The following is a 26,401-nucleotide window of genomic DNA, read 5'->3' as shown; positions in this document are numbered from 1 at the left end:
TCGCGATGACCGAACCCACCCCGCCGGCCGACCCGTCCGCCGACTGGAGCTTCGAGACCAAACAGATCCACGTCGGACAGGACCCGGACGCCACCACCAATGCGCGCGCCCTGCCGATCTACCAGACGACCTCCTATACCTTCCGCGACACCGCGCACGCGGCGGCGCTGTTCGGGCTGGCGGAGCCGGGCAATATCTACACGCGGATCATGAACCCCACCCAGGACGCGGTAGAGCAGCGGATCGCCGCGCTCGAAGGCGGGGTGGCGGCACTGCTGCTCGCCTCGGGCCAGGCCGCGGAAACACTGGCGATCCTGAACCTCGCCGGGGCGGGTGACCACATCGTCTCCAGCCCGCGCCTCTACGGCGGCACCTACAACCTGTTCCACTACACGCTGCCCAAGCTCGGAATCGAGGTGTCCTTCGTCGAGGATCCCGACGACCTCGACCAGTGGCGCGCCGCGATCCAGCCGAACACCAAGGCCTTCTACGGCGAGACGGTATCCAACCCGCAGAACCACATCTTCGATATCCCGGGGATCGCCGAGGTCGCGCACCAGGCGGGTCTCCCGCTGATCGTGGACAACACGGTCGCGACCCCGTACCTGATCCAGCCCCTCGCCCACGGCGCCGATATCGTCGTCCACTCAGCGACGAAATACCTCGGCGGCCACGGTGCGGCCATCGCGGGCGTGATCGTCGACGGCGGCACCTTCGACTGGACGGTCCGCGGCGCCGACGGACCCCGGTTCCCGGGTTTCACCGAACCCGACCCCAGCTACCACGGCGCCGTGTTCGCCGACCTGGGCGCCCCGGCGTTCGCGCTGAAAGCCCGGGTGCAGCTCCTGCGTGACCTGGGTGCGGCGATCGCGCCGTTCAACGCCTTCCTGATCAGCCAGGGGCTGGAAACACTGAGCTTGCGGGTGGAACGGCACGTGCAGAACGCGCAGGCGGTCGCCGAATTCCTCACCGAGCAGTCGGCGGTGACCTCGGTGTCGTACGCGGGCCTGCCCTCCTCCCCCTGGTACGAGCGGGGCAAGCAGTTGGCGCCCAAGGGCACCGGCGCGGTGGTCGGTTTCGAACTGGCCGGCGGCGTGGACGCGGGCAAGAGGTTCGTCGACGCGCTGACCCTGCACAGCCATGTCGCCAATATCGGCGATGTGCGCTCGCTGGTCATCCACCCCGCCTCGACGACGCATTCCCAGCTGACGCCGGACGAGCAGCTGAGCTCCGGGGTCACGCCGGGGCTGGTGCGCTTGGCCGTGGGTATCGAGGGAATCGACGATATCCTGGCCGATCTGCGCGCCGGCTTCGCGGCCGCGGCGGGATAGTGCCGGCGCACGACGTCGCCTGAGCAGAGAACCGGTTCCACCCCGCGGGTGGGACCGGTTCTGTCGTCCCCGGGCGCCCGTGGGTTCCCGCGACCGGGCGGCGGCGCCTCAGAACGCGATACAGGGCGTTCCGGAGGAATACACATGGATGACGCAGAGCACGGACTCGATCACGGCTTCGATCAAGTCGACGGGCTGATAGGCGAACGGGTGCATGAACAGACCTCCGTGGTGAGCCGGATCCGAGCAGGCGGCCGATCGGTGCGCGCAGTCTCCCGTACAGCGTGCGCCCCGGCGCGGTGGGCGGGCAGGCGATTCTGGACACGACACCGCATAGATTTCACAGCGTCGTGGCCGGGGCCCGGTCGCAAAGAACACGTCAATGCGCCGGGCGTGACCCGTAAACGTCCCGTCAAGATGACCCGGTGCGCCGTGCGCGGCTCGTACCGTCGATCCGGTTCGGCAGCCGCGGCCCGGAATCCGGCCGTGTCGCGCTGCCCGCCATTTTCTGAACGGAGGCCAGAGTTGCCGATCCCGCACCGCTCTCGGGCACGGCCGCTCCGGACGGCCCGGGTCGATAGCCGCGGCCGGGCTTCGCACCGGATCTCCGGAACCGGGTGCCCGGCACCCGTGGAGGGTGCGTGAGCCGTGTGCGGTGACATGATTCCGAAGTGAGCACGACATCCGACCGCACCCCTGGCAGCCGGAACCGCGAGCGCGACCAGGACGTCACGGAGGTGCTGTGATGAAGAACCCGCCGGAGCAGGCACAGGAGTCGGGGCCGCACCCGACAGTCCTGGTGGTCGACGACGAACCGCAGATCCTGCGCGCGATGCGGATCAACCTGTCGGTGCGTGGGTACGAGGTAGTGACCGCCGCCACCGGAGCGGGCGCGTTGCGTGCGGCCACCGAGCGCAGACCCGATGTGGTGGTGCTGGATCTGGGCCTGCCCGATATCGACGGCATCGAGGTGCTGGCGGGGCTGCGCGGCTGGACCCGGGTGCCGGTGATCGTGCTCTCCGCCCGCACCGATGCGGCCGACAAGGTGGACGCGCTCGACGCCGGCGCCGACGACTACATCACCAAACCGTTCGGCATGGACGAATTCCTGGCCCGGTTGCGGGCGGCGCTGCGGCGCGCGACGGCGTCGGCGGAGATCGACGAACCGGTGGTCGTGACCGATTCGTTCACCGTCGATCTGGCGGCCAAGAAAGTCCTCAAAGCCGGCGCCGAGGTGCATCTGACACCCACCGAATGGGGTGTGCTGGAGATGCTGGTGCGCAATCGCGGGAAACTGGTGGGCCGCACGGAGCTGTTGCGCGAGGTCTGGGGTCCGGCCTACCAGACCGAAACCCACTATCTACGTGTCTATCTCGCCCAGTTGCGCCGCAAACTCGAGGACGACCCGTCGCATCCGCGACACCTGGTGACCGAACCGGGTATGGGTCACCGGTTCCGGCAGTAGCGGCGCTACGTCTCTTCGGGGTGCCAGGACGAGACGGTCCACAGAGCCACCGCGCACACCACGATCACTATCGTGGCCCATCCCGGTGCGTGCGGGAGCCACAGGAAGTTCGCGACCATGGTCGCCGCGGCGATCGCGATCGTCGCCATCCGCGCCCACGCGGCTCCGGCGATGAGAGCGACCCCGACCGCCGCCAACAGGATGCTGTAACTGATGTGGACCCAGCCCCACACCGAGGGTGTCATGCGATAGCTGTAGGACGGCGGGGCCCCCGAGTACGGATCGTTGTGCAGTGACGAGATGCCCTCGATCACCCCCAGCACCGCGACCCCGAGCAGGATCGCCGCGACGGTCATCACCCCGACGGCGGCGACCGATTGCCGCGCGGGTTGTCGCACAGGCTGTGGCGGATGAGTTGCCGAATGCGCCACCGGGTCACTCCTCTCGCTGTGCCGCCGTATCGATCGAGAGCTGGTCCTCCGATACGGCGCGATCGCTGCTCCGGCCGCCGCGGATCAGGGTGTGACGATGGGGAACTGCGGGTCGGGAGTCTCGAGCAGCCCGATGAAGGTCTCCAGCAGGCTCTTGTCGCCGGTGATCGTCACACCCTCGAAACCCTGGCCGCCCACTGCTTTCAAGAGCTGTTTCTTGGTGAGCGTCAGCGTGAGATCCGCGGGACCGGCGACCGGGGTCTCCGATGTCGGGGTGCGATGGCTGAGTGCGCCGTTGGACAGGGTGATGCGGTGCACGCGGTTCTCGTCGGTGAGTTCCCAGTCCATGGCGAAGTCGACCGCGGCGGCGCGCAGGCCGTCGATCCGGACCGCGAGCGAGTCGACGATCATCTCCAACGTCAGGGCGGTCATCATCTCGGGGCTGGCCGACTGGATGTCCGTCGGGCTAGGTCCTTTACGCAGTTCCTGGGCGCCGGTCAGGTAGAAGTTGCGCCAGGTCCCGTTCTCCGCGCCGTGTCCGAGCCGGTCGTAAACCTGCGCCAGCGCCTCTTTCGCGCTGTCGTTCCCCGGTTCGGCGAACACGGCGTGACCGAGCAGGGTGGCGGCGAACCGGAGGTCGCCGGTATCGGCGTAGCCGCGGCCCTTCGCGACGATCGCCTCGATGCCGCCGTAGTCGGCGACGTAGCGCTGCGCCTGCGCGACCGGCGGATGCTCCCACAGATGCGCGGGATTCCCGTCGTACCAACCCATGTACCGCTGATAGATCGCTTTGACGTTGTGGCTGGTGGAGCCGTAGTAGCCGCGGTTGGCCCAGATCTTGTCGAGCGCGGGCGGGAACTCGAACCGTTCGGCGATCTCCGGTCCGGTGTACCCCTCGTTGGTCAGGCGCAGGGTCTGATCGTGGAGGTAGGCGTACATATCGCGCTGGCCCGCGAGCCACGCGGTCCAGTTCTCCCGACCCCAGGTCGGCCAATGGTGGGAGGCGAAGGCGACATCGGCCTTATCGCCGAACCGGGCGATGGCCTCGTCGAGATATCGGGCCCAGACCCGGGAATCGCGTACCAGCGCACCGCGCAGCGTCAACACGTTGTGCATATTGTGCGTCGCGTTCTCGGCCATGCAGAGGGCGCGGCGGTCGGGGAACAGGAAGTTCATTTCGGCCGGCGCCTCGGTGCCCGGGGTGAGCTGGAAGATCATCCGGACTCCGTCGATCTCCTCCTCCTGCCCGGTGTGGGTGATGTCCACAGTGGGCGGGATCAGCGAGATGGTCCCGACGGAGGTGGTGATACCCAGTCCGGCGCCGATATGGGCGTCGGGCGCTTTCGGCAGCGCCGCGCCGTACATGAAGACCGCGCGTCGGGTCATGGCGTTACCGGCGTAGACGTTCTCGCTCACCGCGTGCTCCAGGAAGCCGACCGGAGCCAGGATCGGCACCGGCGGGTGGCCGACCGGCAGCACGCCCCGCGAACCGCCGAAATGGTCGGCGTGCGAATGGGTGTAGATCATGCCGGTCACCGGCCGGTCGCCGCGTTGCGCGCGGTAGAGGGCCAGACCGGCCGCCGCGGTCTCCACGGACAGCAGGGGGTCGATCACGACGACGCCGTCGCGGCCCTCGACCAGGGTCATATTCGACAGGTCCAGGTTGCGTATCTGGTAAATACCCTCGGCCACCTGGAACAGTCCCTGTTTGCTGCAGAGTTGTCCCTGCCGCCACAGGCTGGGGTTCGCGGTGTCCGGGCAGTCCCCGTCCAAGAATTCGTAGGCGCCGATGTCGTAGACCACCCGACCGTCGGCGGCTTTGATCACCGGCGGGTCGAGTTCGGCCATGAACCCGCGGGTCGCGTTGCCGAAATCGGCGGTGTCGTCGAAGTCCAGAATGGTCATCGTTGCCTCACTCCGCGATCTGTCGGCTGGCTATCGGTCTCCGGCGCGAGATCAGCTCGCCCGCACCGCTCGGTCGGTTCCGCGCACACGGACCACAACGTCGGTGCACCGGCATCGCCCACGCTAGGCAGTCGCGGTGGGCGCCATATCACCTGCGACGGGTGAACTCCCGCTCGAGTCGCGCCGACCGCCGCCGTGGACGCTCGCCTGGCACAGCTCATCCCCCGCGGGTGATGCCCCGCGCGGTTCGGCGACGAAGACTGCACAGTGTTCCGACCGCTCTGACCTCCCGGAGGATCGCGATGACCGAACGCGCACCCAAGCCGTCACTGCTGTCCCGCGTCTCGCTGAACCAGTGGCTGGCCCTCGCCCTGACGATCGTCGCCGTGGTGTTCATCATCCAGAACCGCGACCGGGTGAACATCCACTTCCTGCTGATCACGGTCGGATCGCCGATGTGGCTCATCCTGCTGATCATGTTCGTGGCCGGTCTGCTCGCCGGTTGGCTGACCGGCCGACGCGCGCGACGCTGACCGCTGAACTGCCCGGACCGATGCGGCTGCCGCCGGGTCGGCTCGATCACCGGCGCTCGCCCGGCGGGTGATCCGGCCGTGCCGTCTCCCCCACTGCCGCCGCGACGGTCGGATACACGCGGATCCGGTGACTGCCCGGTTCCGCGGCCTCGAGTTCGTCGCCGAACTGTCCGATCGAGCGCGCGACGCGGAAGTCGACGCGCCGGCGAGCGAGGGTGTCGCGCAGATCGATCAGCATGGTCGCGGCGGTGACGTCGATGACCGGTGAGGTCTCGGCGTCCAGGACCACGAGCCGGGTCCGGTCGGTGCACAGCTGCTCGACGCGGCGGCGGACATGGTCGGCGTTGACGAAGTACAGGCCCGATTCCACCCGCACCACCAACAGATCCGGGCGCTGGGTGAGATCGGGGTGCCGGGCCACATCCAGCCACAGCGGGCCGCTCGGTGCGAGTGCCGCGATATGCGGCTGCGAGGTGCGGTAGACCAGCAGCACCATAGCGATACCGATCCCGATGAGCAGTCCGGGCAGCGTGTCGAAGAACAGCACGCCCAGCAGTGCGGCCACCGCCGCGATGAAATCTGCGCGGGCGGCGGCGCCGTAGATCCCACCGAGCCATTCACTCCAGACCCGGTACAGCCGGCGCAGCGCCGCGATATCGACCAGTTCGACGACGGCCGCGATCACCACGGCGGCCAGCGTCGCCTCGGGCAATTGTTCGAACAGACCGGTGAGGAACAACAGGGTGAGCACGGTGAGCGCGGCCACCACCAAACCGCTGACCTGACTCTTGGCCCCGGCCGATCCGTTCACCGCGGTCTTGGAGAGACTGCCGTTGACCACCATTCCGGAAACGAAACCCGACCCGAGGTTGGCGGCGCCCAGACCGAAAAGCTCCCGGTTGGGGTCCACCTCGTAGCCGGACTTGGCCGCATAGGTCTTGGCGGCGCCGAGGCCCTCGGCGAATCCGATCAGCAGCACCCCCACGGCGGGCCCGAGCAGATCGAGATAGTCCCGCGTCGCCACGCCGTCCGGCAGACCCGGGGTCGGCAGGCCGGCATCGATATGGCCGACGATCGAAACCCCCTTCGCGTCCAGGTCGAGCACGGCGACCAGCAGGATCCCGGCCAGCACGGCGAGCAGCGAGCCGGGTACCAGCGGCAGCCAGCGCTTGAGACCCAGTACGAGCACCAGGCTCGACAGGCCGATCAGCAGGGTCCGCCAGTCGGCGTCACCGAGGCCGGTCAGCACGCCCCATGCCTGCTCGAAGAAATCGCCCTCGTGTTTCTCGATGCCCAGCAGCTTGGGAACCTGGCCGATGATGATCACCAGCGCCAGCCCGATGATGAACCCCTTCAGCACCGGCTCGGAGATGAACGACGCCACGAACCCCAGCCGCAGGAGTCCGGCCAGCATGCCGACCACACCGGTCGCGATGGCCAGCGCGGTGGTGAGCGCGAGGTAGCGGCCGCCGTCGGCCGCCGCCAGCGGAGTGATCAGCGCGGCCGACAGGGCGGCCGTCGCCGACATCGGTCCGACGATCAGGTGGCGGGAGCTGCCCGCCAGCGCGTACAGGACCAGCGACGGCACCGCGGCGTACAGTCCGACCACCGGCGGGACGCCGGCGATCGTGGCGTAGGCCAGCGCCTCGGGCACCAGCACCGCCCAGACAGTGAGGCCCGCGACCACATCCGGCCGTATCCACATCCGCTGGTACCCGTGCAGCGAAGGGAACAAGGCGCCCAGGGCCCGGCGCACGCCCGCTCGGTGCCCGGTGGAGGCCCGGTCCCGGTCGGTCACAGGCCACCGATCCCTTTACCGAGGACCACCGATCCCATCACCAGCAGCACAGTCGCCATCACCAGATGGTTGTTGGCCTCCAGCCAGACCCGGGCCCGATCCAGCCCGCCGCGCAACCGATCGGCCGCGACCGCGTAGCCGATGACCACGCCCAGGACACTCGCCGCGGCGATCACAGTGAATACGACCACGGCCACGATCTGCGTGCCCACACCCAGTCCGCTCGTACCCACGACCACTCCTGCCGACACGCACAGCAGCAGGTTCTTCGGATTCACCGCCGCGAGCGCCGCGCCCAGCGCCACGGCTTTGGCGGCGGTGATCCGATCGATACCCCGCATCCAGCCGGGCTCGGCGGTATCGGCACGGTGACGCCACTGCGCGACCGCCACCCCCAGCAACAGCAGTCCCAGCACGATCTTGATCCAGGACACTGCCGCACCGGGTTCGGTATCCGAGGACAGGCCGATCACACCGGCGAGCAGCGCGAACACCGCGGTCGCGAGCGCGATCCCGGCCGTCCAGCCGACGGCGAATCCGCCCGCGGCCGCCGACGCGTTCTTCGACAAGATCATCAAGATGGCCGCGACCACGGGAATCGGCGAGATCGCCACACCTACCGCCAAGGGGAGCAGATCACCGATCACTGTGCCCATCGCACCACGCTATGCGCCGGGCCGGACGGTTCGCGTCATGCGAGGAGGGTGAGTTCCGCCGGCCGGTGCCGCGCGCTCGCGTCAGGCCCGCGGCCGCCACGTGGCGATCGCCCAGATCACGACGATATTGAGGGCGATGACCAGGATCGACCACCACGGGTAATAAGGCAGCCACATGAAATTGGCGAGGATGGACAGCGCGGCGATACAGATCGCGAACACCCGTCCCCAACCCGTGCCCGTCATCAGCCCGATCGCGGCGAGGATCAGCAACGCACCCAGCACGATATGGATCCAGCCCCAGGTGGTGACGTCGAACTCGTAGACGTAGTCGACGCCGACGACGAACAATTCGTCCTCGGCGACCGCGGCGATGCCCTCCAGGACCGACAACACACCGACGGTCAGCAAGAGGATGGCGGCGGCGATGGAGGTGCCGGCGGCGACCCCCTGCCGCAGCGGGGCGTGGCCGGAACTACTCGTCATCGGTTCCCGTGCGGTTGTCATCTCCACTCCTTCCGAGCGCAGGTGTGGCGTCGACTCTTGCGTAGCCCACTGCCGGTTCACCTCACCCGTTCCGGGTGAAACCGGACGACGCGCGACAGGTCAGGACGCGGGGTCGGCGTCGGTCGTGTCCTCCGGTTCGGAAGCGGGCGGCCGATCGCTGATCAGCACGTCCATCCAGCGCGTCGACGGATCGATATCGAACAGCAGCGCCTTGGCGAGCAGGGTGAGCGGAATGGCCAACAATGCCCCGAGCGCGCCCAGCACCCAGGCCCAGAAAACCAGGGACAGGAAGGTGACCGTGACACTGAGCCCGACCGCGTCGCCCACGTACTTGGGCTGGATCACCGACTGCACCAACACGTTGAACACGCAGTAGAGCACGATCACCCACACCATCTTCCCGAACCCGCCGTCGAGCAGGGCCAGCAGCGCGGGCGGGATCAACCCGATCACGAAACCGATATTCGGGATGTAGTTGGTGATGAACGACAGCAGTCCCCACAGCAACGGGAACGGCACGGCCAGCATCCACAGCGCCACACCGTCGAGCACCGCCACGATGAGCCCGAAAACGGTGGAGACGATCAGGTATTTGCGGGTGCCGGCGACGAAGGTGGTCAGGGCATGGGCGATATCGGGACGCAAACCCGCGACCGCGCCCATCCGGCGCCCGACGGACATGCCGTCGAACGCCATGAACAGCAGCAGGGCGAGCACGAACAGCAGATTCGAGAACACACCGGCGAGTTCGCGCAGCGCGGCTTCGAGGACGTCGACCAGTTTGCCGATATCGAATCCGCTCAGCGCGTGCTGTATCCGGTCATGGTCCACACCGAACCGCTCCAGCAGCGAACGAACCTGATCGAACAGCGAGGAGAACTGGTCGGAATAGTCCGGCAGGGCCGTCGCCAACTGGGCCGCGGACACCACCAGCGCGGCCGCAAGGCCCAGCAGCACCAGATACACCACCACCAGAGCGGCGATCATGCCCACCCACGCGGGACGGCCGCGGCGCTGGATCCAGGTCTGGATGGGCTGCGCCGCGATCACCAGCATCAGGGCCAGGAACACCGGGCCGAGCACACCGGAGAACGCTTTCGCCCCGGTGATGGCCACGACCGTGGCGGCCGCGACGAGCAGCACGATGAGACCGCGCGGGATCGCCCACCGCTCCGATCCGGCGCTCCCCGACGCGGAGTCGGCCGCGCCGGGGGCCTGATCGGTCACGGCACGGCCTCGGCCTCGACCCGCCGCTCGGCCGGAGCCGCCGTCCACTCGGTCGTTCCGCGGCCGCGCGAGATCGGCGACACCGGTGCGGCGAGCAGTGGGGGCACGACCGGCCGGAGCGCTTCCCAGAACGACATGGCCCACCTCGTTTGCGTCGGATACCGGTGTCCCCGGGCGCGGCGACCCCTCCACGCTATGGCCGTCGAACGGGTGCACGACTCACCCGGCGGGGATGAATTCGAACGGATACGCCCAGGTAACAGGTTGGTTCCCGACCGGCTGAGAGGGGTCGTTACTCCGGTAGGCTGCGGCCGAGTGAGTGAGTGCTAGTGCTGTTTCGGACGACGTCTTCGGGAGGCACCGTGACCACTTCGCCAACATTGGATCTAACGGGCCGTTCGGTTTCGCGGGCCCGGGCGCGATCACATATCCCGGTGTTTCCCTTCACCCCCGTATCCCGGCCGCGATTGCATGCCGTGCTGGATTCGGTGGTCGGCGGCGGCAACGGCGGCGTGCTGCTGATCTGCGGCGCGGTCGGGATCGGTAAGACCGTCGCCGTCGCGGACTGGGCGGCGCACCGGGCGCACCGCGAAACCCGGATCGCCTGGATCACCGTCCGCGACCAGGCCTCGCCGTGGGCGGGACTGCGGGCGGATCTCGGACTCTCCGGGCCGGGAACCGGGCAGCCGGCCGCGGGTGTCGGGGAGGCGGAGTCGGTCATCGCGGCGCTGGCCGAGAGCTCCGCGCCGACCGTGCTGGTCATCGACGACGCGCATCTGATCACCGATCCGCTCGCACTGGCCGGGCTCGAATACTTTCTGCAGCACGCCCCGTCCACCGTGACGACCGTGCTGTGCGCACGTTTCGATCCGCCGATCCGGTGGCATCTGCTGGAACTGCACTCGAGGCTGACCCGATGGAGCGCCCCGGACCTGGCGTTGTCCACCGAGGAGGCGGCCCTGCTGTGCGAGGGCCACAGCTGCGAACTCGACCAGGAGGCGTTGCGGACCCTGATGTCGCTCACCCAGGGGTGGGCGGCGCTGGTCCGCATCGCCGCGATCTACCTGAGCGCCAACACCGGCGACCACGGCGACGCCCTGACCGCACTCGCCCGGCCGCCGCACGCGTTCACCGATCTGCTGGTGGGCGAACTCATCGACACCCTCTCACCGGCCTTGCGCCAGTTCCTGACCTGCACCAGCGTCCCGGAGGAATTCACCGAGCAACTCGCCGACGCGCTGGTCGGCGGCGGCGCGGCGCACTGGCTCTACGAACTCGACCGCCTCAACTTCCCGATGACGTCGATCTCGCGCGGCGGCAAGGTCTGGCACACGTACCATCCGATGCTGCGGGCCTACTTCCACGCCGAGGCCAACCGCCTCGGTACGGATATGTGCGCGGATCTGCGGCTGCGCGCCGCGCGCCAGCTGATGTCGGCCGGCGAGCTGCGCGCCGCGCTCCCGCATCTGCTCGCCGTGGCCGACCACCGGCCGCTGGCGGGTTTCCTGGCCGAGCACGCACTGGCGCTGGTGTTCGCGGGCGACGGTGAGGCGCTTTTCGACTCGCTCGCCGCGACGGCGCCCGATGTCCTGGCCGATCCCTACCTGCGGTTGCTGCAGGTCACCGACGCGCTGCTGCACGGTGACAGCGGTTCGGCGCAGGCGTATCGGGACAGCGCCCGGCTGCTCGCCGACGACGATCCGCTCTCGTTGGCGGGGCCGCACCGGCTCGAGGCGCTCACCACCGCGGTCGACGCGGAGCTGGCAGTGGCGACGGGCAGCACCGCGGAGACGGGGGCGTTTTCGGATCGGATGCTGCCCGCCGACCGGCCCGACCTGGACGGCTATCTCGCGGTGACCACCGGAACCGCGCTGGCGATGCGCGGCGAACTGGGCCGCGGCGAGGAGCGGTTGCGGATCGCGCTGACCCGCACCCGGTCCCGCTGCCACCCCCGGCTCCGGTTGATCGCGGTGACCCGGCTCGCGGTCACCGCCGGGCTGGCCGGATCGATCACGACCATGCGCCAGCGCGCCGAACGAGCTTGCGCCATCGCGCGCGACCACGACCTGCTGGATCTGCCGGAGACCGTGCACGCGACGGCGTTGGAGGCCTACGGCGCCTATCTGCAGGGCACCGAACCGCAACCGGGCCACATCCGCATCCTGTGCGCCGAGCACATCCGGCGGGACGGGACACCGGGTCCGGTCGCCGGCTGGCTGCCGCACGTCGTGGGCAGTCTGCTCGACTGCCAGCACGCGGCCGATCGGGGCGCCGCCGCGGATCGGCTGCGCCGCAGTATCGGCCGCCTCCTCGATGCCGACCCGCCGCCGGTGCTCAGCGGTAGCCTGCTCAGCGCCTCGGTGTGGGCGCTGCTGGCGGCCGGCGAAACCGGTACCGCCCAGCGTTTGGCCGAACGCGCCCGGACAGTGCTGGGCCGCACCCCCGACACCGTCCTGTCCGGCGCCGCGCTCACCGCGGTCGGCGGTAATCATCACGGAGTGGTCCTCCAGGTCGAACCGTTGCTGTCGGCGTCACCGGGCCCCCACCCGGTCGCGCAGCTGACCGGCTGGCTGCTCTACGCCCGCGCCCACCACCAGCTCGGCAACGATTCCAAAACCCGCGAAGCCGTCGACAACGGTCTGTGCATCGCGGCCACTCATCGGATCACCCGGCCGTTCTTCGATGTGCCGGGCACGATCGATCTGCTCGACTATTACGCGGGATGTTTCGGCCACCGCAGCGCGTTCGCCGATACCGTGCGCGCCGGCCACCACACGCGTCGGCACAACCATCATCCGGCGCTCACCGCCACCGAGCTGACCATCCTGCGGCAGCTGCCCTCCGGCCGGACGACCCAGCACATCGCCGACGACCTGGGGGTTTCCATCAACACCGTGAAAACACATCTGCGTGGGATCTACACCAAACTCGGCACCGGGTCGCGGATGGAAACGCTGCAGGAAGCGCGCCGTACCGGATTGCTCTGAGTCCGGCCCGCTCCCGTCGCAGCGGCGACCCCTTCACCCGGTCCGGAGGATGCGCGGCACCGTCGCCGCGCGACACACTCGAATCCTGCACGGCGGCACCTGTCGCCGTCCGGACGAGGCAGGAGACGGCGATGCGATACCAGTTCACCATCGACGGCGAACTCTCCGAACGCGCACTCGCCGCCTTCCCCGAGCTCGACGGCGATCGAGCCAGCGGCACCACCGTGTTGTCGGGACCGGTCACCGATCCCACCGGCATCCGGGCCATCCTGGCCCGGATCGACAATCTCGGGCTCACCGTGATCGAGATGCGACGGCTCCCGGACTGAGGGCGCGACCGTGTCACTGCTCGTTCCCGCAACTCAACGCCGGTCACTCGACGAGATCACCGATCGCCTCGACCTGAGCGTCGGCGACACCCGTGCCAAACGCTCGGCGTTCTGGCTGATGCTCGTACTGTCCGGAGTGATCGCGGTATCGGGCGTGGTCGGCGATTCCACGGCCACGGTGATCGGCGCCATGATCGTCGCGCCGCTGTCGGTGCCCATCCTGGGAGTCGGGCTGGGCATCACGACGGGCCGGGCCCGGCTGGTGGTCCAGAGTCTGCTGCTGGTCGTGGCGGGCGCCGCGGCGGTCGTGGCACTGGGCATCCTGGTGGCCCAGACGCTCCCGAACCCCACCGATGTGCTCGCCAATTCCCAGGTGCTGGGCCGGACCTCGCCACGGCTGGTCGACCTCACCGCCGCCCTGGCCACCGGTCTGGTCGGCGCCATCGCCGTCACCCGCCGCGATGTCGGTGATGTGCTGCCCGGGGTGGCGATCGCCATCTCACTGGTCCCGCCGTTGGCGGTGGTCGGCGTCTGCCTCGGTTCGGGCGCACCGAATCTCGCGCTCGGCGCGTTCGTGCTGTTCGCGTCGAACATGATCGCGATGATCATCACCACCACGCTGGTGCTGGTGTTCACCGGGTACGCCCACGAAGCCGGCGCGGGAGCCGCCCGGCGGGGCCGCGCCTATGCGGTGCTCGCCGCCGCGCTCGTCGTGGTCGCGGTGCCCATGGTCGTCAACTCGCTGACCTCACTGTGGGCCGAGCAGATCGCCGACGCCACCCGCCAGTGGCTGCGCGACGTCCCGGGCGCGCAGGTGACCGACGTGACGCTGCACAGCGATACCGCCACCGTCCAGATCCGGGCGCCCGAAGACCTGCCCCCGATCGAATCGCTGCAGCGGTCCGTCGACGCCCTGGTGCCGTGGAACCCCCATGTCGTCGTCGTGCACACCGTCGGCACCCGGGTCACCGGCTGACCGTCCGCGGGCTCAGCAGGCTGCGAAACCGGGTCCGCGCAGCAGCATCACCGAACATTCGCGAACCCCGGTCGTGGGGTCCCACTAGTACTCGCGCGAAAAACAACGAAAGGCTCGAGCAGCGGCGATGGGGTGCCGACAAGAACGGTGTAGCTATGAGCTAGATCACGATTGCAGTTGACCTTAGGTCAGGGTGGAAGCTCGTCGCAGCGGCACGACGCCGACCGGGACATAGCAGATTCGATGGAGCGACCACCATGTCGATTACCCTTTCCGACCAGGACAAAAGCACTCTGCGGACTGCCGCCTACGGCGCCGTCTCGCTGATCGCCGCCGCCGGCGCCGCCGGCAAACCCCACAAGATCGCCACCAAAGGCTCCCTCGCTCTGTACACCGCGACCGGTCCGGTCGGGCACGTACTCGCCGCGAAATCAAAGGACATCGATCTGACGGGCACGTCGGTGGCCGAACTCGCCGACCAGGTGCTGCCGGCCCTGACCACCACCATGAACCTGCTCGCGCAACAGGATCCGGCCGAGGCCGGCAACTTCCGCACCACCGTCCTCGTCGCCATCGAAGCAGCCCGGACCCACCAGGGCCGGCCCAGCCCCGCGACAGCCGAAATGGCCCGCAAGATCACCGCCGCCCTCGACGCCGGCGGGGTGGCCACCGCGGACCGCGCGGCCACCGTGCCGAATGCCGCTGTCGGGCAGGATCGCCCGGAACTGCAGAAGGCGATCGAGGAGATCGTCGATTCCGGTTTCCTCGGGGTGTCGCTGCGCGTGCACGATGAGCGGGGCGAGTGGGTCGGCAATGCCGGGGTGGCCGAGCTGGGCGGGACGGCGAAGCCGCCGATCGACGGGCACGTCCGGATCGCCAGCAACACCAAGACCTTCACCGCGGCCCTGGTGCTGCAACTGGTGGCCGAGGGCAAGATCGAGCTGGACACCCCGGGGGCGGACTACCTGCCCGAGTTCGAGCTGGACGAGCGGATCACGGTCCGAATGCTGTTGCAGCACACCAGCGGAGTGTTCAACTTCACCGGCGAGATGTACGAAGACGGGACGATCGTGCTGGGGATCCCGGCGCCGGGCACCCCCTTGGGTAAAGAGTGGGTGGACAACCGGTTCCACACCTATCGGCCGCAGGAGCTGGTGGAGCTGGCGTTGTCCAAGCCGGCGCGGTTCGAGCCGGGGAAGGGCTGGAGCTATTCCAACACCAACTACGTGCTGGCCCGGCTGCTGATCGAGAAGGTCACCGGCCGATCGTTCGCCGAGGAGATGCAGCGGCTGATCCTGGGGCCGCTCGGGCTGTCGGGCACCGCGGTGCCCGACGCTTCGCCGGAGATCCCCGAGCCGCACGCTCACGCCTACTACCGGTACGAGGAGGACGGCGAGGAGAAGACCGTCGACGTCACCCGCCACAACCCCTCCTGGAACCCCTGCGGCGGTGACATGATCTCGACCACCGCGGATCTGGCCACATTCATCTCCGCACTGCTGGGCGGCAAGCTCCTACCGGCCGCGCTGCTGGCCGAGATGTGCACACCGCATCCGACGGGCATCCCGACGATGGACTACGGCCTGGGGGTGTTCGTGCGGGACCTGGGCCCGGACGGCGGGATCGTCATCACTCACAACGGCGGCCACGCGGGCTACGCGACGCTGATGTACAGCACGCGCGACGGGAGTAAGACCATGACCGCCTCGCTGACCTGCGTGGACGACTCCGAAATGTCTGCGGCGGTGCCGTTCCAGAATGCTCAGCAAAGGCTCCTCGCCGAGGTGTTCGGCGGCGGGCAGGCCGATCCGGGTCAGTAGCAAGCGAACGGGACCACGCCGAACTCAGCCGGCTCGGCGTGGCCCGTCCACCTGTCCTGTCCGCCGGGCTCTGCCCGGCTGGGTGGGCACTCTCCCACTCATTTCACCTACCCATTCACCAACAGGTTCGAGGAATTCTTGTCATGCGCGCCTTCGAAGACACGCGACCGAACGGGATAGTTCAGCGGCTGCTGGGCAACCGCCACTCCCTGCCGCTGTCGGTCATGTTGCATCTTGTCCCCGGCGCCTTGATCGTCGCCGCCTACCTGCTCATCGCCGAACCGTTCGTCGAGGCGATCGGTTATCCGGCCTTCATGGGCTGGGCGATCGCCCTGTGCCTGATTCTGATACCGCTCCAGGTGGGGCTGCTGTGGCTGGGCCGCCGGCGCAACGGCCGGTTCTCGATGCGCGGCGTGCTGCACTACACCGATAAGCCGGTCCCGCGCGGCAATCTGTTGGCGATGGTCATCGCGCTCATCGTGTGGATGATGATGCTCGGGTTCGCGCTGGCACCGTTGAACAACTTCTTCTTCGAATTCTTCTCATGGCTTCCGTTCGCGGACACCGGTGGCAGCGGCAACAACACCTACCTCGACCTCGATGGATACTCGCACTCGATGCTGCTCACCACGATGGTGATATGCCTGCCGCTGACCGGAATCTCCCTGCCGCTCATCGAGGAGCTGTACTTCCGCGGTTTCCTGCTGCCCCGCATCGCCCACCTGGGCCGATGGGCGCCAGTGCTCAGCACGGTCTTGTTCGCGCTGTACCACTTCTGGTCGCCGTGGGTGTTCGTGTCGCGGGTGATCTTCACGTTCCCGGGATACTGGCTCGCCTGGCGGCACAAGGACATCCGGCTGTCGATCGGGATGCACGTCGGCGTGACCTCCATCGTGGCGACGCTCGGCACCATCGCGGTTGCACTGAACCTCATCTAGTGGCGGGCTCGAGCACAAGGCAGGCTGAGCAGATGAGGAACGGTGTCACGATCGGGCAGGCGGCGGCCTTCGTCGGTGTCACGGTGAAGACGGTGCGGCATTACCACAAGCTCGGCCTGGTCGCGGAGCCCGAACGCGACAGCTCCGGTTTCCGGCGCTACGGATCGGCCGAGTTGTCGCGGCTGGTGCAGGTCCGGACGTTGGCCGCGGCCGGGGTGCCGCTGGTCGAGATCGGGCCCCTGCTCGCCGCCGACGCCGCGTCGTTCGCGACCGCGCTCGCCGATGTCGAGCGTCAGCTCACGCAACGGATCGAGGAGATGATCGCGCGGCGTGACACCCTGCACCGGCTCGCCGACGGGGACCGGGCACTGCTGGGCGACCGCGCCGTGGCGCTGCTGAGACGAATGGCCGGCCTCGACCTCCCCGCGGACGAGATAGCGACCGCCCGAGAAGGCTGGGTGCTGGCCAAGGCCCTGGTACCGGAAGGCTTCGACGACTACCTCACCCATCTCGAGCACGCCCTCGACGATCCCCGCTACGTCGCCTTGATCAAGCGCGCCGCCGAGGCCGCGGCCTGGGAACCGGACGACCCCCGCATCGCCGAGCTCGCCACCGCGATGGCCGACCATTACCTCGCCAACCCCGCTCACCTGAAGATCGTCACCGCCCTGCAAGCCCGCACCGACGCCGCGACCCGGTACACGCTGATCGCCCGCCACGGCGAAGAGCAGACATCGGCCACGGCACGGGCTGCCGCGCTGTTCGAGACCAAGCTCCGCGCCGCCGGTATCCGCATCCCCAGAGCGGACTCCCACTGACCGCACCGTGCTCGGTGCTCAGGCTTCAGCTTGCCCACAGACGCAGCACCACCCCGATCCATGAACACGACCCACCACGATGATCGGCGTACCGGCTTGCCTCGATCGGCACCGATATACACCGGCACCCTGGGCATTGCGCGCCTCGAATGATCCCGTTCGGGTGGCGGCCCTCTCTGTCGGCACCGCATTTCAGCTGCCGGGTTGTGATTCGGGGCCTGTGCCCGCACACGGGGACTTCGGTGCAGACCTCGACCCCGATCCATGGGCAGGTGCCCGGGAGGTTACGCCAATGGTCGGCGATCGCACCGTTGACAACCGGTGCGCCGCGTAGGCAGTAGTCGGTGTCCGGGCACGTGACGACGACGCCGGTATCGTCGTTGCGCTTGACGGTGAGCATGTCGAGCAGCACCCAGGGGCCGACGGGGCATGCGCATCGATCAGCTGGCACCGCGCACCTCATCCGATTCTGCGGCTCGCAATCGGCCGACGGCGGCATCCGAATCGCTGCGAGACAGCAGGGGGTTGAGTCGAAGTGGTGCGATGGACCAGACCTGCGCGGTGCGTATTCAAGCGTCGTCGCGGGTGTGGCCGAAGGCTTGGCGGTAGTCGCGGGGCGGCAGGCCGACGTGGCGGGTGAAGTGGTGGCGCATGGTGAGGGCAGTGCCGAAGCCGCAGCCGCGGGCGATGGCGGTGATGGGCAGGTCGCTGACCTCCAGGAGGTGTTGGGCGGCCAGGACACGCTGGGTCAGGAGCCACTGCAGAGGGGTGCCGCCGGCGGACTGAACGAAGCGGCGGGCGAAACTGCGCTCGGACATGTGCGCTAGGTCCGCCATTTGCGCGACGGTCCACGGGTGGGCCAGGTCGTTGAGAACTCGTTCGCGTAGCTCTGACAGGTCGTCGATCTGGCCCTGGGCGGCCGGGATGGGGTGGGTGATGAACTGTGCCTGTCCGCCGGTCCGGAAAGGTGCGGTGACCATGGTGCGGGCGATCTCGGCGGCGACGGCGGCGCCGTGGTCGCGGCGGACCAGGTGCAGGCACAAGTCGATGCCGGCGGCCACGCCCGCCGAGGTCCATACGGAGCCGTCCCCGACGAACAGGACGTTGGGGTCCACGATCACGTCGGGGTGGCGGCGCGCGAGTTCCTCGGCGTCCAGCCAGTGCGCGGTGGCGCGGCGGCCTTCCAGCAGGCCGGCGGCGGCCAGCAGGAACGCACCCGAGCACAGGGATGCCACGGTGGCGCCGCGTGCGTGCGCGGCACGCAGCGCGACCCGAACCTGCGGATGGACGGGCGCCGTGGGGTGCTGGACACCGGGGACGACGACCAGGTCGCACTCGTCCAGACCGTCCAGACCGTGGTCGGGAACGCAGGTCACGCCCGAGGTCATGGGGACAATGGAGCGGTGCGACCCGCAGGTGCGCAGCTCGAACCGTGGGACGCCGCGGGTGGTCCGGTCGAGCCCCCAGACCTCGGTGATCACGGCGTAGTCGAACACGCGGACCTGCTCGGTGACCAGTACCCCTACACGCATCATGGCGGAAATCTATCCCACATTGGCGTTTCAGCCCCTCACGCCTCTGGTGGCTCGCCGACCATGCTGGACACCGGTATTTCCCGTTAGGTGAGGAGTGCGGCGCCATGCCGTTGGCTTTGTTTGCCCTGGCCGTCACGGCGTTCGGGGTGGGGACCTCGGAGTTCGCCATCATGGGGCTGTTGCCGCAGGTCGCCCAGGGGGTCGGGGTGTCGATCCCGGACGCGGGGGGCCTGATCACCGGGTACGCCGCCGGTGTGATCGTCGGAGCGCCGCTGCTCACCGTCGCTTCGGCCCGGCTACCGCGCCGCACGACGCTGATGATCGTCGCGGCGCTGCTGGCGGCGGGTAGTGCCTTGTCGGCGGTCGCCTCCGACTATGGCCTGCTGCTGGCGGCCAGGGTGGTCGCCGGAGTGCCGCAGGGGGCGCTGTTCGGGGTCGGGTCGGTGGTCGCGGCGCAACTCGTCCAGCCGGAACGGCGGGCAAGCGCGATGTCGGTGATGTTCGGCGGGTTCACCATGGCGAACGTGGCCGGGGTGCCGCTGGTGACCTGGCTGGGGCAGGCCGCGGGCTGGCGGGCCACGTTCTGGGCGATCGCGGCGTTGGGCGCGCTGTCGATGGTCGGCATCGCCGCGCTGGTCCCGCGCCGGCTGCGGTCCGAGGACGAGACGGGACTGCGTTCGGAACTGGCGACGCTGCGGCGGCCACAGGTCTGGCTCGCGATGGGAGTGACGACGGCGGGCTTCGGCGGTGTGTTCGCCTCCTTCACCTATGTCACGCCGATGATGACCACGGTCGCGGGCTTCAGCGGGTCCAGCATGACGCTGCTGCTGGTCGTTTTCGGGCTGGGCATGGCCACCGGCAACCTGGTGTCGGGCCGGTTCGCCGGGCGGAGGCTGATGCCGAGCCTGTATGTATTCCTGGCCGGGCTGACCATCGTGCTGAGCCTGTTCGTGGTGACGGCGCACAGCAAGGTCCTCGCCGTCTGCACCTTGTTCCTGCTGGGGCTGTTCGGGTTCGCGACCGTCCCGGCACTGCAGATGCGCATCCTGGACAAGGCCACAGGTGCCCCCACCCTCGCCTCCGCGCTGAACTTGTCGGCCTTCAACATCGCCAATGCGCTCGGCGCCTTCCTCGGCGGCATGGTGATCAGAGCCGGATACGGCTACACCGGTCCCAACGCGGTCGGCGCGGTACTGGCCGCCACGGGGCTGGTCCTGGCCGCCTGCTCAGGACTGCTCGATGCGCGCGCCAAGGCGGCGATCGCACGATGAGCCACACTCCCGGAGCCGAACGCTACACACCCGGCCACGACACCTTCGCCCTCGGATTCATGGCGGCAAGAACAGCCGCGACGCACGCACGGTTCTTCCTGCCGCACCTGTCTCCGGGAACGACCTTGCTGGATCTGGGATGCGGGCCGGGCACCATCACCGCCGACCTGGCCGCCGCCATCGCACCGGGACACGTTCTCGGAATCGACCAACAAGCCGCCCAACTCTGCAGTGCACGCGCCCTCGCGCGACAGAGAGGCCTCACCAACGTCCGATTCCGGGAGGGATCCTGCTACGACATCCCGCTGGACGACAGATCGGTCGACCACGTCTTCTCCCACGCCCTGATGGAACACCTCGCCCACCCGGCCCAGGCCCTGGCCGAGATCCGGCGGGTGCTGCGCCCCGGCGGCACGGTCGGACTCTGCAGCCCCGACTGGGGCGGCTTCCTGCTGAGCCCGCCCTGTGACGACGCCGTCAGCGCCTACACTCGCCTGCAGCAAGCCAACGGCGGAGACCCCTTCGTCGGCCGCAAACTCGGCGAGTATCTGCTCGAAGCGGGATTCGAGCAGTGTCACCTCGACGCCCACTACGAACGCTATGCCGACCCGGCCCGCATCGCGGGCTATCTCGCGGTCCAACTCGAGGCCGCGGAGCAGACCACCCACGCTCGTCGGCTTCGCGACTGGGCCACCAGCCCAAGTGCGATGTTCGCTCAAGCATGGGTCACCGCCGTCGCCGCACGACCCCACTGAAACCCGAACGGGAAGGGACGCCTGGCAGTCGGTCACCGCCGGCGGTTGCCGACACCGCGCTCACTGAAGCGCAACACCCGCTTAGGGATCTTCGAGGTCGGTGGCCTATGACACGTTGGCTACTGGAAGTCCTCGACATACCGGGGGCGTATCGGAAATGGGGATGGTCGCGGGTCGGGGTGTTGCGTCCCGGCTGGGAGGGGGCGCCGCAGTTCGATGCTCTGGTCCGGTCGCTGCCCGGGTGAGGGCACACCGCAGCCCGGGGCCGACCACGAAACGGGCCGGGACACCTCCTGTGTCCGGCTCGTTCTCCGTCTGGGGCAGCGGCGGCACAACGCGAGGTCGGTGGGTGCTTCGTCGCCGAACCACCCGCCGGACGGGTCAGTACGGGGCCGCCTGTCCGGCCCAGCGCGGGTCGAGCCGGTCCGCCGAGGAGCGCGGGAACGAGATGCGGTCCGGATTCCCGTCGGAGGTGTAGCGACCCTCGGGATTCGCCGCCAGTTCGTCGAGCCAGTACGCCGAATCGAACGGCACCGCGCCGAGGCCGGAGCGGATCCTGGGCACCGCGGTGGGATCCACGCCGGCGAACGGTGCGGGGGCGGGATTCGCGCCGACCAGCATGACGGCCCCGAACCGGTAGGCCGTCCCGCCCCAGCTGCCGGCCACGGCCAGGCCCGGATCGGACGGGGACGAGCCGAGCGGCAGGGCCATGGTGCGCACCTCGGTTCCCGGGGCGGCGGCGGTGATCGAGCGGACGTTCTGGGCCAGTTCGCGCTGCACTCCCCCGGCGTCCAGCGCACCGAGATCCTGGTGGGTCGCGGTATGCGAACCGATCTCGTAGCCGTGCCGGGCCAGCCAGGGCAATGCGCGGGGGTCCCCGCCGAACGGGTCGTCGGTGACGTAGAAGGTCGCGCGGGCCGGGAAATCCGGGTGGGCGGCGGCGAACTCCTCCAGGATCGCGACCGCGCAGTCCGGGGCCGGGGTTCCCGCGGCGGTGAACCGCAACTGACTGGTCGTGGAGTCGTCGAAGGTGAGTACCACCGGATGTGTTCCGGCCGGGATGTCCACCGCGCCCGCGGCGTACTGGGCGGCGGTGATCGGACGGTAGCCCTCGTGGTGCAGGCGGTTCAGCTCGGCGCGGAACTCCGCGGGTGTCTGGTCGTATTCGCCGGCGGGCTGCGCCGACAGCTGGTGGTACATGAGGATCGGCACCCGGCCCAACTCGTCGGCGCCGACTGTCGCCGGGTCCGGCAGCGGCGGGGTGGTCACCGGGGGCGGTGCGGGAGGCGCCGGTGCGGGCTGCGCCGGAGTCGCTTCGGTCGCCGCGCCGCAGGCAGTGGCCGCCGCGCAGACCAGCGCCGAGACGACCACCCGTACAAATATCCCCGGGAATCGCACCATCGATCGAATGTTACGTGCCGACAACGATTTACGTTCCGTGTCCACGAAAGAGATTGAGAACCGCGCGGACTGTCCATATTGATCGGGACAGTGTTCGTGGGAGTTGATGCGTTGTGCTCATGCGGTTCCGGGCTGCCGATCGTAAACGGTTGGCGGCCTTGGCCTTCGGTGTTCTCTTGGTAGTACTACTGGCCGCGGCCGGGATAGGGGCCGGCAGATCCCCGGCCCCGGGGCTCCCGCTGACCGGTCTACCGCCCGGCCCGGTCGGCGCGGCCGCGCTGAAAGATCTGGCGATCCGCGTGGACGCGCGCGGCCACGACCCGCACGCGGTGGAACTCGCGGTGGACGGCGCGGCGGTGACCGGCCGGGTCGAGGGCGATTCGGTCGTGTACCACCCGGAGGGACTGGCCGACGGCGAGCACACCTTCACCGCGGAGATCCCGCGCGGCGCCCCGATCGGCTGGGTGCGCGGCGGCCCGGCCGCGACGGCGACCTTCACCGTCGACACCGCCGCACCCGAGCTGGAAGTGGCGCAGCCCGATACCGTCGCGTCCTATCGCGACCCGGTCACCGTCCGCGGCCGGGCACCCGACGCCGCACGCGTCTCGATCGGTGCGGAGACGGTGACACCCGGACCGGACGGCAGTTTCGAGACCGAGCTGTCCCATCATCCCTCCGGTTCCGAAGTGGTGGCCGTGGACGCGGCGGGCAACGCGACCAGCCGGGCGCTGACTACCGGAATCGACCTGCCCCGGATGCGCGCGGTCCACGTCACCGCGTACGCCTGGTCGGACGACGGGATGCGCGAATCCGTCCTCGATATGGCGCGGCAGGGTCGTATCGATACCGTCCAGCTCGATATCAAGGACGAGGACGGGATGGTCGGTTACGACTCGAAGGTTCCGCTCGCCCGCACCACCGGCGCCGCCACCCCGATCTACGAGGCGCGGGCCGCACTGCGGCAGCTGCACGAGATGGGTGTGCAGGTGGTCGGCCGGATCGTGGCCTTCCGCGACCCGGCCCTCGCGGGCTGGGCGTGGCACCACGGCCGCCCGGATTGGGTGGTCCAGGATCCGTCCGGGCAGCCGTACTCCAGCCACTACGGCGCGATCGCGTTCACCAATTTCGCCCATGCCGAGGTGCGCGCGTACAACATCGCGCTGGCCGTCGAGGCCGCGGAACTGGGCTTCGACGGGATCATGTACGACTACGTCCGCCGCCCGGACGGCAGTCTGTCGAGTATGCGGTTCCCCGGGCTCACCGGTCCGGCGACCGCGGGCGTCGCCGGATTCCTGAAGCAGAGCCGGGAGCCGGTGCACAGCGCGGGCGCCCATCTCAGCGCGGCCGTCTACGGCATCGCCGCCTCCCGGCCCGACCAGATCGCCCAGGACATCTCACTCATCGCGAAGCAGGTGGATTTCGTCGCCCCGATGATCTACCCCTCGCACTGGAACACCGGCGAGTACGGCGTGGCCGATCCCAACAACCAGCCCTACGACATCGTCGCGGCGGCACTGCGGGATTTCCAGACCGTGACCAAGGGCACGGGCGCGAAGGTGATCCCCTGGCTACAGGATTTCAGTCTGGGCGCGGATTATGGAGATGCCCAGGTCAGAGCTCAGATCGATGCCACCAATAGGGCCGGGATCGACAGCTTCTTCCTGTGGAGTCCCAGCGTCTCCTACCACGCGGGGGCACTGGCCCCGAAGTGATGCGAATCCTCCGCCTCCGCTGCGTCCGCGCGGACCGCTCAGTGCGCACACCGTAACGTCGCGGGGCCGCCGCGCGAACTCTACGGTGACGCAATGGCCCGTCGGGGGGCCTGTCCGTCCATTTATCAGAAGTGGAATGGAGCTCGGGACATGGCTTTCCGAAGTAGTTACCTCGTGCGCTGCCGCACCTACCTCGCGCAGCACCGAATCGCCTCGGCGGTCGCCGCCCCGGCCGCCCTCGGCGTGGTGGCGGCGGTGGCCGCCGCCTATTCGGTGACCTCGCCGGCACAGCAGGCGGATACACAGTTGAAGGCCTCGGTCACCGAGTGCCACGACATGGTGACCATCTCGGTCGCCGGCCGCGGTGACACCCCGGCCACGGGCACCACCGCGATGCTGGTCGGGGCCGACGGCAAACCGCTGCCCGCCGCGCTGTCCGGCGACCACAGCAGCGAATGGGTCGACCCGGTGGTCAACGCCCCCGCCGATGACGTGGACCCCGGCTCGTACGCCGCCGTGTACATCGCCTACCCGGCGAATATGGCCACCTACGAGGACGCGGTCACCACCGGTGTGGCCAACACCCAGCAGGTGATGCGCGAGATCGCGCAGGCCTGCCCCGATACGCAGTTCGCGATCGTCGGCTACAGCGAGGGCGCCGACGTGGTCCGCCGGGTCGCGATGGAGATCGGGCACCAGGAGCAGCAGGACGGCGGCTACGGGATCGTCGACCCGAACAAGGTCACCGGCGTGGTCATCCTCGCCGACTCCGGCCGCTCGGCGGGCGACGGACCGTTCCCCGGCGCGCAGAACCCCTACGGCAACCCGGACGGCTTCGATCAGTCGTACCAGAACGGCGGCACCGCGGTCCCGGGCCGTGGCGCGGTGGCCGGCACCGGCGGCGACTTCGGCGCGCTGAACGGCAAGATCGCGTCCTTCTGCTCCGACGGCGACCTCACCTGTGCGGCGCCGGAGAACATCGCGCTGCTGCAACTGGTGGTCAATGTGGCGCGGCAGATGAATGTCGACGCGCTCGAACGCGAGGGGCTCACCCCGGCGACCGGACAGGATGTCGCGGTCGCGCTGAGCCGGGTCGCGCTCGCGGCGCTCGCCGATATCGAGTCGCAGCCGAACTGGATGGCCAGTGACGAGACCTTCCTCGAGGTGCTGCTGCGGGTCTCGGATCCGGCCTACGTGCCCGGGTCGAACACCCCCGCCCCGGCGGCCGCGGATTCCATCGCCAGCGATCAGATGTCGCCGCTGGCCTATCTGCCGCAGAAGGTGTTCAACGAGATCGTCGGACTGATCGTGACGAACCAGAACACCATCCCGGTGATCCTGTCGGACCCCTACAAGCTCACCCTCGGCCCGAACGCCACCGGTCACCACTTCGACTACTGGCGCGACGCCGACCCGGGCAACGGCAAGACGCTGACCTCGGCCGAGTACGCCGCGGCGTGGCTCACCCACTTGGCGAAACAGGCGCAGGCCGGGCAGCCGGTGACCACGACCGCGACCCCGACCCCCGAAGACCTCGACGACGCGTACCGCGCGGCGGCCGCCACCTCGACCGCGCCGACGAGCGCTCCGACCACCACGACGGCCGCGCCGACCACGAGCGGCACCGCGCCGACCACCTCGCAGTCTCCGACCGGTTCCGCCACTACGCCGCCGACCGTCGAGCCGACGACCACCCCCGAACCGTCCACCACCGAGCCCACGACCGGGGAGCCGTCGACGACCGCGCCCACGACGGCGCCCACCGAGGCCGTGACCGCGACCACCCCGGTGGCGCCCGAACCGACGACCGCTCCGGTTCCTTCGCCCACCGGTCCGGCGCCGACCCAGGTCGCCGGAACCAGCACCACGCAGACATCGGCCCCGCGGCCGAGCGGCACTTTCGCGGAAACGTCGCGCTGACCACCCGCCGAGTCCGCCGGCCACAGACGTGGTCGGCGGACGCCTGCTGTCGCCGGGCCGCACCTGCGCACGCCGACTCGCCCGGC

At 69.1% G+C, this 26,401-nt stretch carries 23 protein-coding genes; 14 read left to right on the top strand and 9 right to left on the bottom strand.

The genetic code is table 11. The features are described 5' to 3' along the window. Nucleotides 1–5 precede the first annotated feature (5 nt). Entirely contained in the window at nt 6–1,331 is a 1,326-nt protein-coding gene (locus OG804_RS01640; RefSeq protein ID WP_328393114.1) for a bifunctional o-acetylhomoserine/o-acetylserine sulfhydrylase, read from the top strand. 745 nt (nt 1,332–2,076) lie between these two features. Beyond that, nucleotides 2,077–2,796 carry a response regulator gene (locus OG804_RS01635; protein ID WP_328393112.1) on the top strand — a complete coding sequence of 240 codons (720 nt, stop codon included), beginning with the start codon at nt 2,077–2,079 and terminating at the stop codon, nt 2,794–2,796. A 5-nt stretch (nt 2,797–2,801) separates the two neighbouring features. Here the strand turns inward: OG804_RS01635 and OG804_RS01630 are convergent, their stop codons facing one another. Then, on the bottom strand, nt 2,802–3,227 hold the full coding sequence (locus OG804_RS01630) for a DUF7144 family membrane protein (protein ID WP_328393110.1): 426 nt from the start codon (nt 3,225–3,227) through the stop codon (nt 2,802–2,804). Nucleotides 3,228–3,311: 84 nt separating this feature from the next. Beyond that, entirely contained in the window at nt 3,312–5,132 is a 1,821-nt protein-coding gene (locus OG804_RS01625) for an alkyl/aryl-sulfatase (RefSeq protein ID WP_328393108.1), read from the bottom strand. A 302-nt stretch (nt 5,133–5,434) separates the two neighbouring features. Here OG804_RS01625 and OG804_RS01620 point away from each other — a divergent pair, with 302 nt between their 5' ends. After that, nucleotides 5,435–5,665, top strand: coding sequence for a LapA family protein (locus tag OG804_RS01620; protein WP_328393106.1), 231 nt, complete (start codon nt 5,435–5,437; stop codon nt 5,663–5,665). Between the two features lie 46 nt (nt 5,666–5,711). Here the strand turns inward: OG804_RS01620 and OG804_RS01615 are convergent, their stop codons facing one another. The 5 genes from OG804_RS01615 to OG804_RS01595 all read right to left on the bottom strand — a co-directional run bounded on the left by OG804_RS01615 (nt 5,712) and on the right by OG804_RS01595 (nt 9,990). Continuing rightward, complete coding sequence (locus OG804_RS01615; protein WP_328398195.1) at nt 5,712–7,370, bottom strand: SulP family inorganic anion transporter; 1,659 nt, start codon at nt 7,368–7,370, stop codon at nt 5,712–5,714. 89 nt (nt 7,371–7,459) lie between these two features. After that, the gene (locus tag OG804_RS01610; RefSeq protein WP_328393104.1) at nt 7,460–8,119 is read right to left on the bottom strand and encodes a GAP family protein; all 660 of its coding nucleotides are present in this window, start codon (nt 8,117–8,119) and stop codon (nt 7,460–7,462) included. A gap of 81 nt (nt 8,120–8,200) precedes the next feature. Continuing rightward, on the bottom strand, nt 8,201–8,626 hold the full coding sequence (locus OG804_RS01605) for a DUF7144 family membrane protein (protein ID WP_328393102.1): 426 nt from the start codon (nt 8,624–8,626) through the stop codon (nt 8,201–8,203). Between the two features lie 99 nt (nt 8,627–8,725). Beyond that, complete coding sequence (locus OG804_RS01600) at nt 8,726–9,853, bottom strand: AI-2E family transporter (protein ID WP_328393100.1); 1,128 nt, start codon at nt 9,851–9,853, stop codon at nt 8,726–8,728. After that, nucleotides 9,850–9,990 carry a hypothetical protein gene (locus tag OG804_RS01595; RefSeq protein WP_328393098.1) on the bottom strand — a complete coding sequence of 47 codons (141 nt, stop codon included), beginning with the start codon at nt 9,988–9,990 and terminating at the stop codon, nt 9,850–9,852. Before OG804_RS01595 ends, OG804_RS01600 begins: the two co-directional genes overlap by 4 nt. A 297-nt stretch (nt 9,991–10,287) precedes the next feature. Here OG804_RS01595 and OG804_RS01590 point away from each other — a divergent pair, with 297 nt between their 5' ends. The 6 genes from OG804_RS01590 (at nt 10,288) to OG804_RS01565 (ending at nt 17,721) form a co-directional block, all read left to right on the top strand. Continuing rightward, nucleotides 10,288–12,840, top strand: a complete 2,553-nt coding sequence (locus OG804_RS01590) for a LuxR C-terminal-related transcriptional regulator (protein ID WP_328393096.1) — start codon at nt 10,288–10,290, stop codon at nt 12,838–12,840. Nucleotides 12,841–12,971: 131 nt separating this feature from the next. Continuing rightward, nucleotides 12,972–13,169 carry a hypothetical protein gene (locus OG804_RS01585; RefSeq protein WP_328393094.1) on the top strand — a complete coding sequence of 66 codons (198 nt, stop codon included), beginning with the start codon at nt 12,972–12,974 and terminating at the stop codon, nt 13,167–13,169. A gap of 10 nt (nt 13,170–13,179) precedes the next feature. Then, nucleotides 13,180–14,145: a TIGR00341 family protein gene (locus tag OG804_RS01580; protein ID WP_328393092.1), complete on the top strand. Its 966-nt coding sequence runs from the start codon at nt 13,180–13,182 to the stop codon at nt 14,143–14,145. Nucleotides 14,146–14,402: 257 nt separating this feature from the next. Beyond that, on the top strand, nt 14,403–15,965 hold the full coding sequence (locus OG804_RS01575) for a serine hydrolase domain-containing protein (protein WP_328393090.1): 1,563 nt from the start codon (nt 14,403–14,405) through the stop codon (nt 15,963–15,965). A 143-nt stretch (nt 15,966–16,108) separates the two neighbouring features. Then, on the top strand, nt 16,109–16,903 hold the full coding sequence (locus OG804_RS01570) for a CPBP family intramembrane glutamic endopeptidase (RefSeq protein WP_328393088.1): 795 nt from the start codon (nt 16,109–16,111) through the stop codon (nt 16,901–16,903). Between the two features lie 32 nt (nt 16,904–16,935). Continuing rightward, nucleotides 16,936–17,721 carry a MerR family transcriptional regulator gene (locus tag OG804_RS01565; RefSeq protein ID WP_328393086.1) on the top strand — a complete coding sequence of 262 codons (786 nt, stop codon included), beginning with the start codon at nt 16,936–16,938 and terminating at the stop codon, nt 17,719–17,721. A gap of 569 nt (nt 17,722–18,290) precedes the next feature. On the opposite strand, the gene OG804_RS01560 is transcribed toward OG804_RS01565, so the two are convergent. Next, nucleotides 18,291–19,256, bottom strand: a complete 966-nt coding sequence (locus tag OG804_RS01560; RefSeq protein ID WP_328393083.1) for a GlxA family transcriptional regulator — start codon at nt 19,254–19,256, stop codon at nt 18,291–18,293. 104 nt (nt 19,257–19,360) lie between these two features. Between OG804_RS01560 and OG804_RS01555 the strand changes: the two genes are divergently transcribed. The 3 genes from OG804_RS01555 to OG804_RS01545 all read left to right on the top strand — a co-directional run bounded on the left by OG804_RS01555 (nt 19,361) and on the right by OG804_RS01545 (nt 21,527). Further along, a complete protein-coding gene (locus OG804_RS01555) occupies nt 19,361–20,527 on the top strand; it encodes an MFS transporter (RefSeq protein WP_328393081.1) in 1,167 nt (388 codons plus the stop codon). Further along, on the top strand, nt 20,524–21,282 hold the full coding sequence (locus tag OG804_RS01550; RefSeq protein WP_328393079.1) for a methyltransferase domain-containing protein: 759 nt from the start codon (nt 20,524–20,526) through the stop codon (nt 21,280–21,282). Before OG804_RS01555 ends, OG804_RS01550 begins: the two co-directional genes overlap by 4 nt. Before the next feature lie 107 nt (nt 21,283–21,389). Continuing rightward, on the top strand, nt 21,390–21,527 hold the full coding sequence (locus tag OG804_RS01545; protein WP_328393077.1) for a hypothetical protein: 138 nt from the start codon (nt 21,390–21,392) through the stop codon (nt 21,525–21,527). 136 nt (nt 21,528–21,663) lie between these two features. Here the strand turns inward: OG804_RS01545 and OG804_RS01540 are convergent, their stop codons facing one another. Then, on the bottom strand, nt 21,664–22,683 hold the full coding sequence (locus OG804_RS01540) for a polysaccharide deacetylase family protein (protein WP_328393075.1): 1,020 nt from the start codon (nt 22,681–22,683) through the stop codon (nt 21,664–21,666). Between the two features lie 119 nt (nt 22,684–22,802). Between OG804_RS01540 and OG804_RS01535 the strand changes: the two genes are divergently transcribed. Next, the gene (locus OG804_RS01535) at nt 22,803–24,395 is read left to right on the top strand and encodes a putative glycoside hydrolase (RefSeq protein ID WP_328393073.1); all 1,593 of its coding nucleotides are present in this window, start codon (nt 22,803–22,805) and stop codon (nt 24,393–24,395) included. A gap of 150 nt (nt 24,396–24,545) precedes the next feature. Beyond that, nucleotides 24,546–26,315, top strand: coding sequence for a cutinase family protein (locus OG804_RS01530; protein WP_328393071.1), 1,770 nt, complete (start codon nt 24,546–24,548; stop codon nt 26,313–26,315). Nucleotides 26,316–26,401 lie beyond the last annotated feature (86 nt).

Origin of the sequence: Nocardia sp. NBC_00416 (assembly GCF_036032445.1) — a bacterium.
GTDB lineage: Bacteria > Actinomycetota > Actinomycetes > Mycobacteriales > Mycobacteriaceae > Nocardia.
Note: the sequence above shows the minus strand (reverse complement) of the source record. Positions and strands in the feature narration are given on the sequence as shown.

Coding starts and splice junctions, on each gene's coding strand:
- OG804_RS01640 (WP_328393114.1), top strand. CDS start 6: ATGACCGAACCCACCCCGCCGGCCGACCCGTCCGCCGACTGGAGCTTC.
- OG804_RS01635 (WP_328393112.1), top strand. CDS start 2,077: ATGAAGAACCCGCCGGAGCAGGCACAGGAGTCGGGGCCGCACCCGACA.
- OG804_RS01625 (WP_328393108.1), bottom strand. CDS start 5,132: ATGACCATTCTGGACTTCGACGACACCGCCGATTTCGGCAACGCGACC.
- OG804_RS01620 (WP_328393106.1), top strand. CDS start 5,435: ATGACCGAACGCGCACCCAAGCCGTCACTGCTGTCCCGCGTCTCGCTG.
- OG804_RS01615 (WP_328398195.1), bottom strand. CDS start 7,370: ATGTGGATACGGCCGGATGTGGTCGCGGGCCTCACTGTCTGGGCGGTG.
- OG804_RS01610 (WP_328393104.1), bottom strand. CDS start 8,119: ATGGGCACAGTGATCGGTGATCTGCTCCCCTTGGCGGTAGGTGTGGCG.
- OG804_RS01605 (WP_328393102.1), bottom strand. CDS start 8,626: ATGACAACCGCACGGGAACCGATGACGAGTAGTTCCGGCCACGCCCCG.
- OG804_RS01595 (WP_328393098.1), bottom strand. CDS start 9,990: ATGTCGTTCTGGGAAGCGCTCCGGCCGGTCGTGCCCCCACTGCTCGCC.
- OG804_RS01585 (WP_328393094.1), top strand. CDS start 12,972: ATGCGATACCAGTTCACCATCGACGGCGAACTCTCCGAACGCGCACTC.
- OG804_RS01575 (WP_328393090.1), top strand. CDS start 14,403: ATGTCGATTACCCTTTCCGACCAGGACAAAAGCACTCTGCGGACTGCC.
- OG804_RS01570 (WP_328393088.1), top strand. CDS start 16,109: ATGCGCGCCTTCGAAGACACGCGACCGAACGGGATAGTTCAGCGGCTG.
- OG804_RS01565 (WP_328393086.1), top strand. CDS start 16,936: ATGAGGAACGGTGTCACGATCGGGCAGGCGGCGGCCTTCGTCGGTGTC.
- OG804_RS01560 (WP_328393083.1), bottom strand. CDS start 19,256: ATGATGCGTGTAGGGGTACTGGTCACCGAGCAGGTCCGCGTGTTCGAC.
- OG804_RS01555 (WP_328393081.1), top strand. CDS start 19,361: ATGCCGTTGGCTTTGTTTGCCCTGGCCGTCACGGCGTTCGGGGTGGGG.
- OG804_RS01550 (WP_328393079.1), top strand. CDS start 20,524: ATGAGCCACACTCCCGGAGCCGAACGCTACACACCCGGCCACGACACC.
- OG804_RS01545 (WP_328393077.1), top strand. CDS start 21,390: ATGACACGTTGGCTACTGGAAGTCCTCGACATACCGGGGGCGTATCGG.
- OG804_RS01540 (WP_328393075.1), bottom strand. CDS start 22,683: ATGGTGCGATTCCCGGGGATATTTGTACGGGTGGTCGTCTCGGCGCTG.
- OG804_RS01535 (WP_328393073.1), top strand. CDS start 22,803: ATGCGGTTCCGGGCTGCCGATCGTAAACGGTTGGCGGCCTTGGCCTTC.
- OG804_RS01530 (WP_328393071.1), top strand. CDS start 24,546: ATGGCTTTCCGAAGTAGTTACCTCGTGCGCTGCCGCACCTACCTCGCG.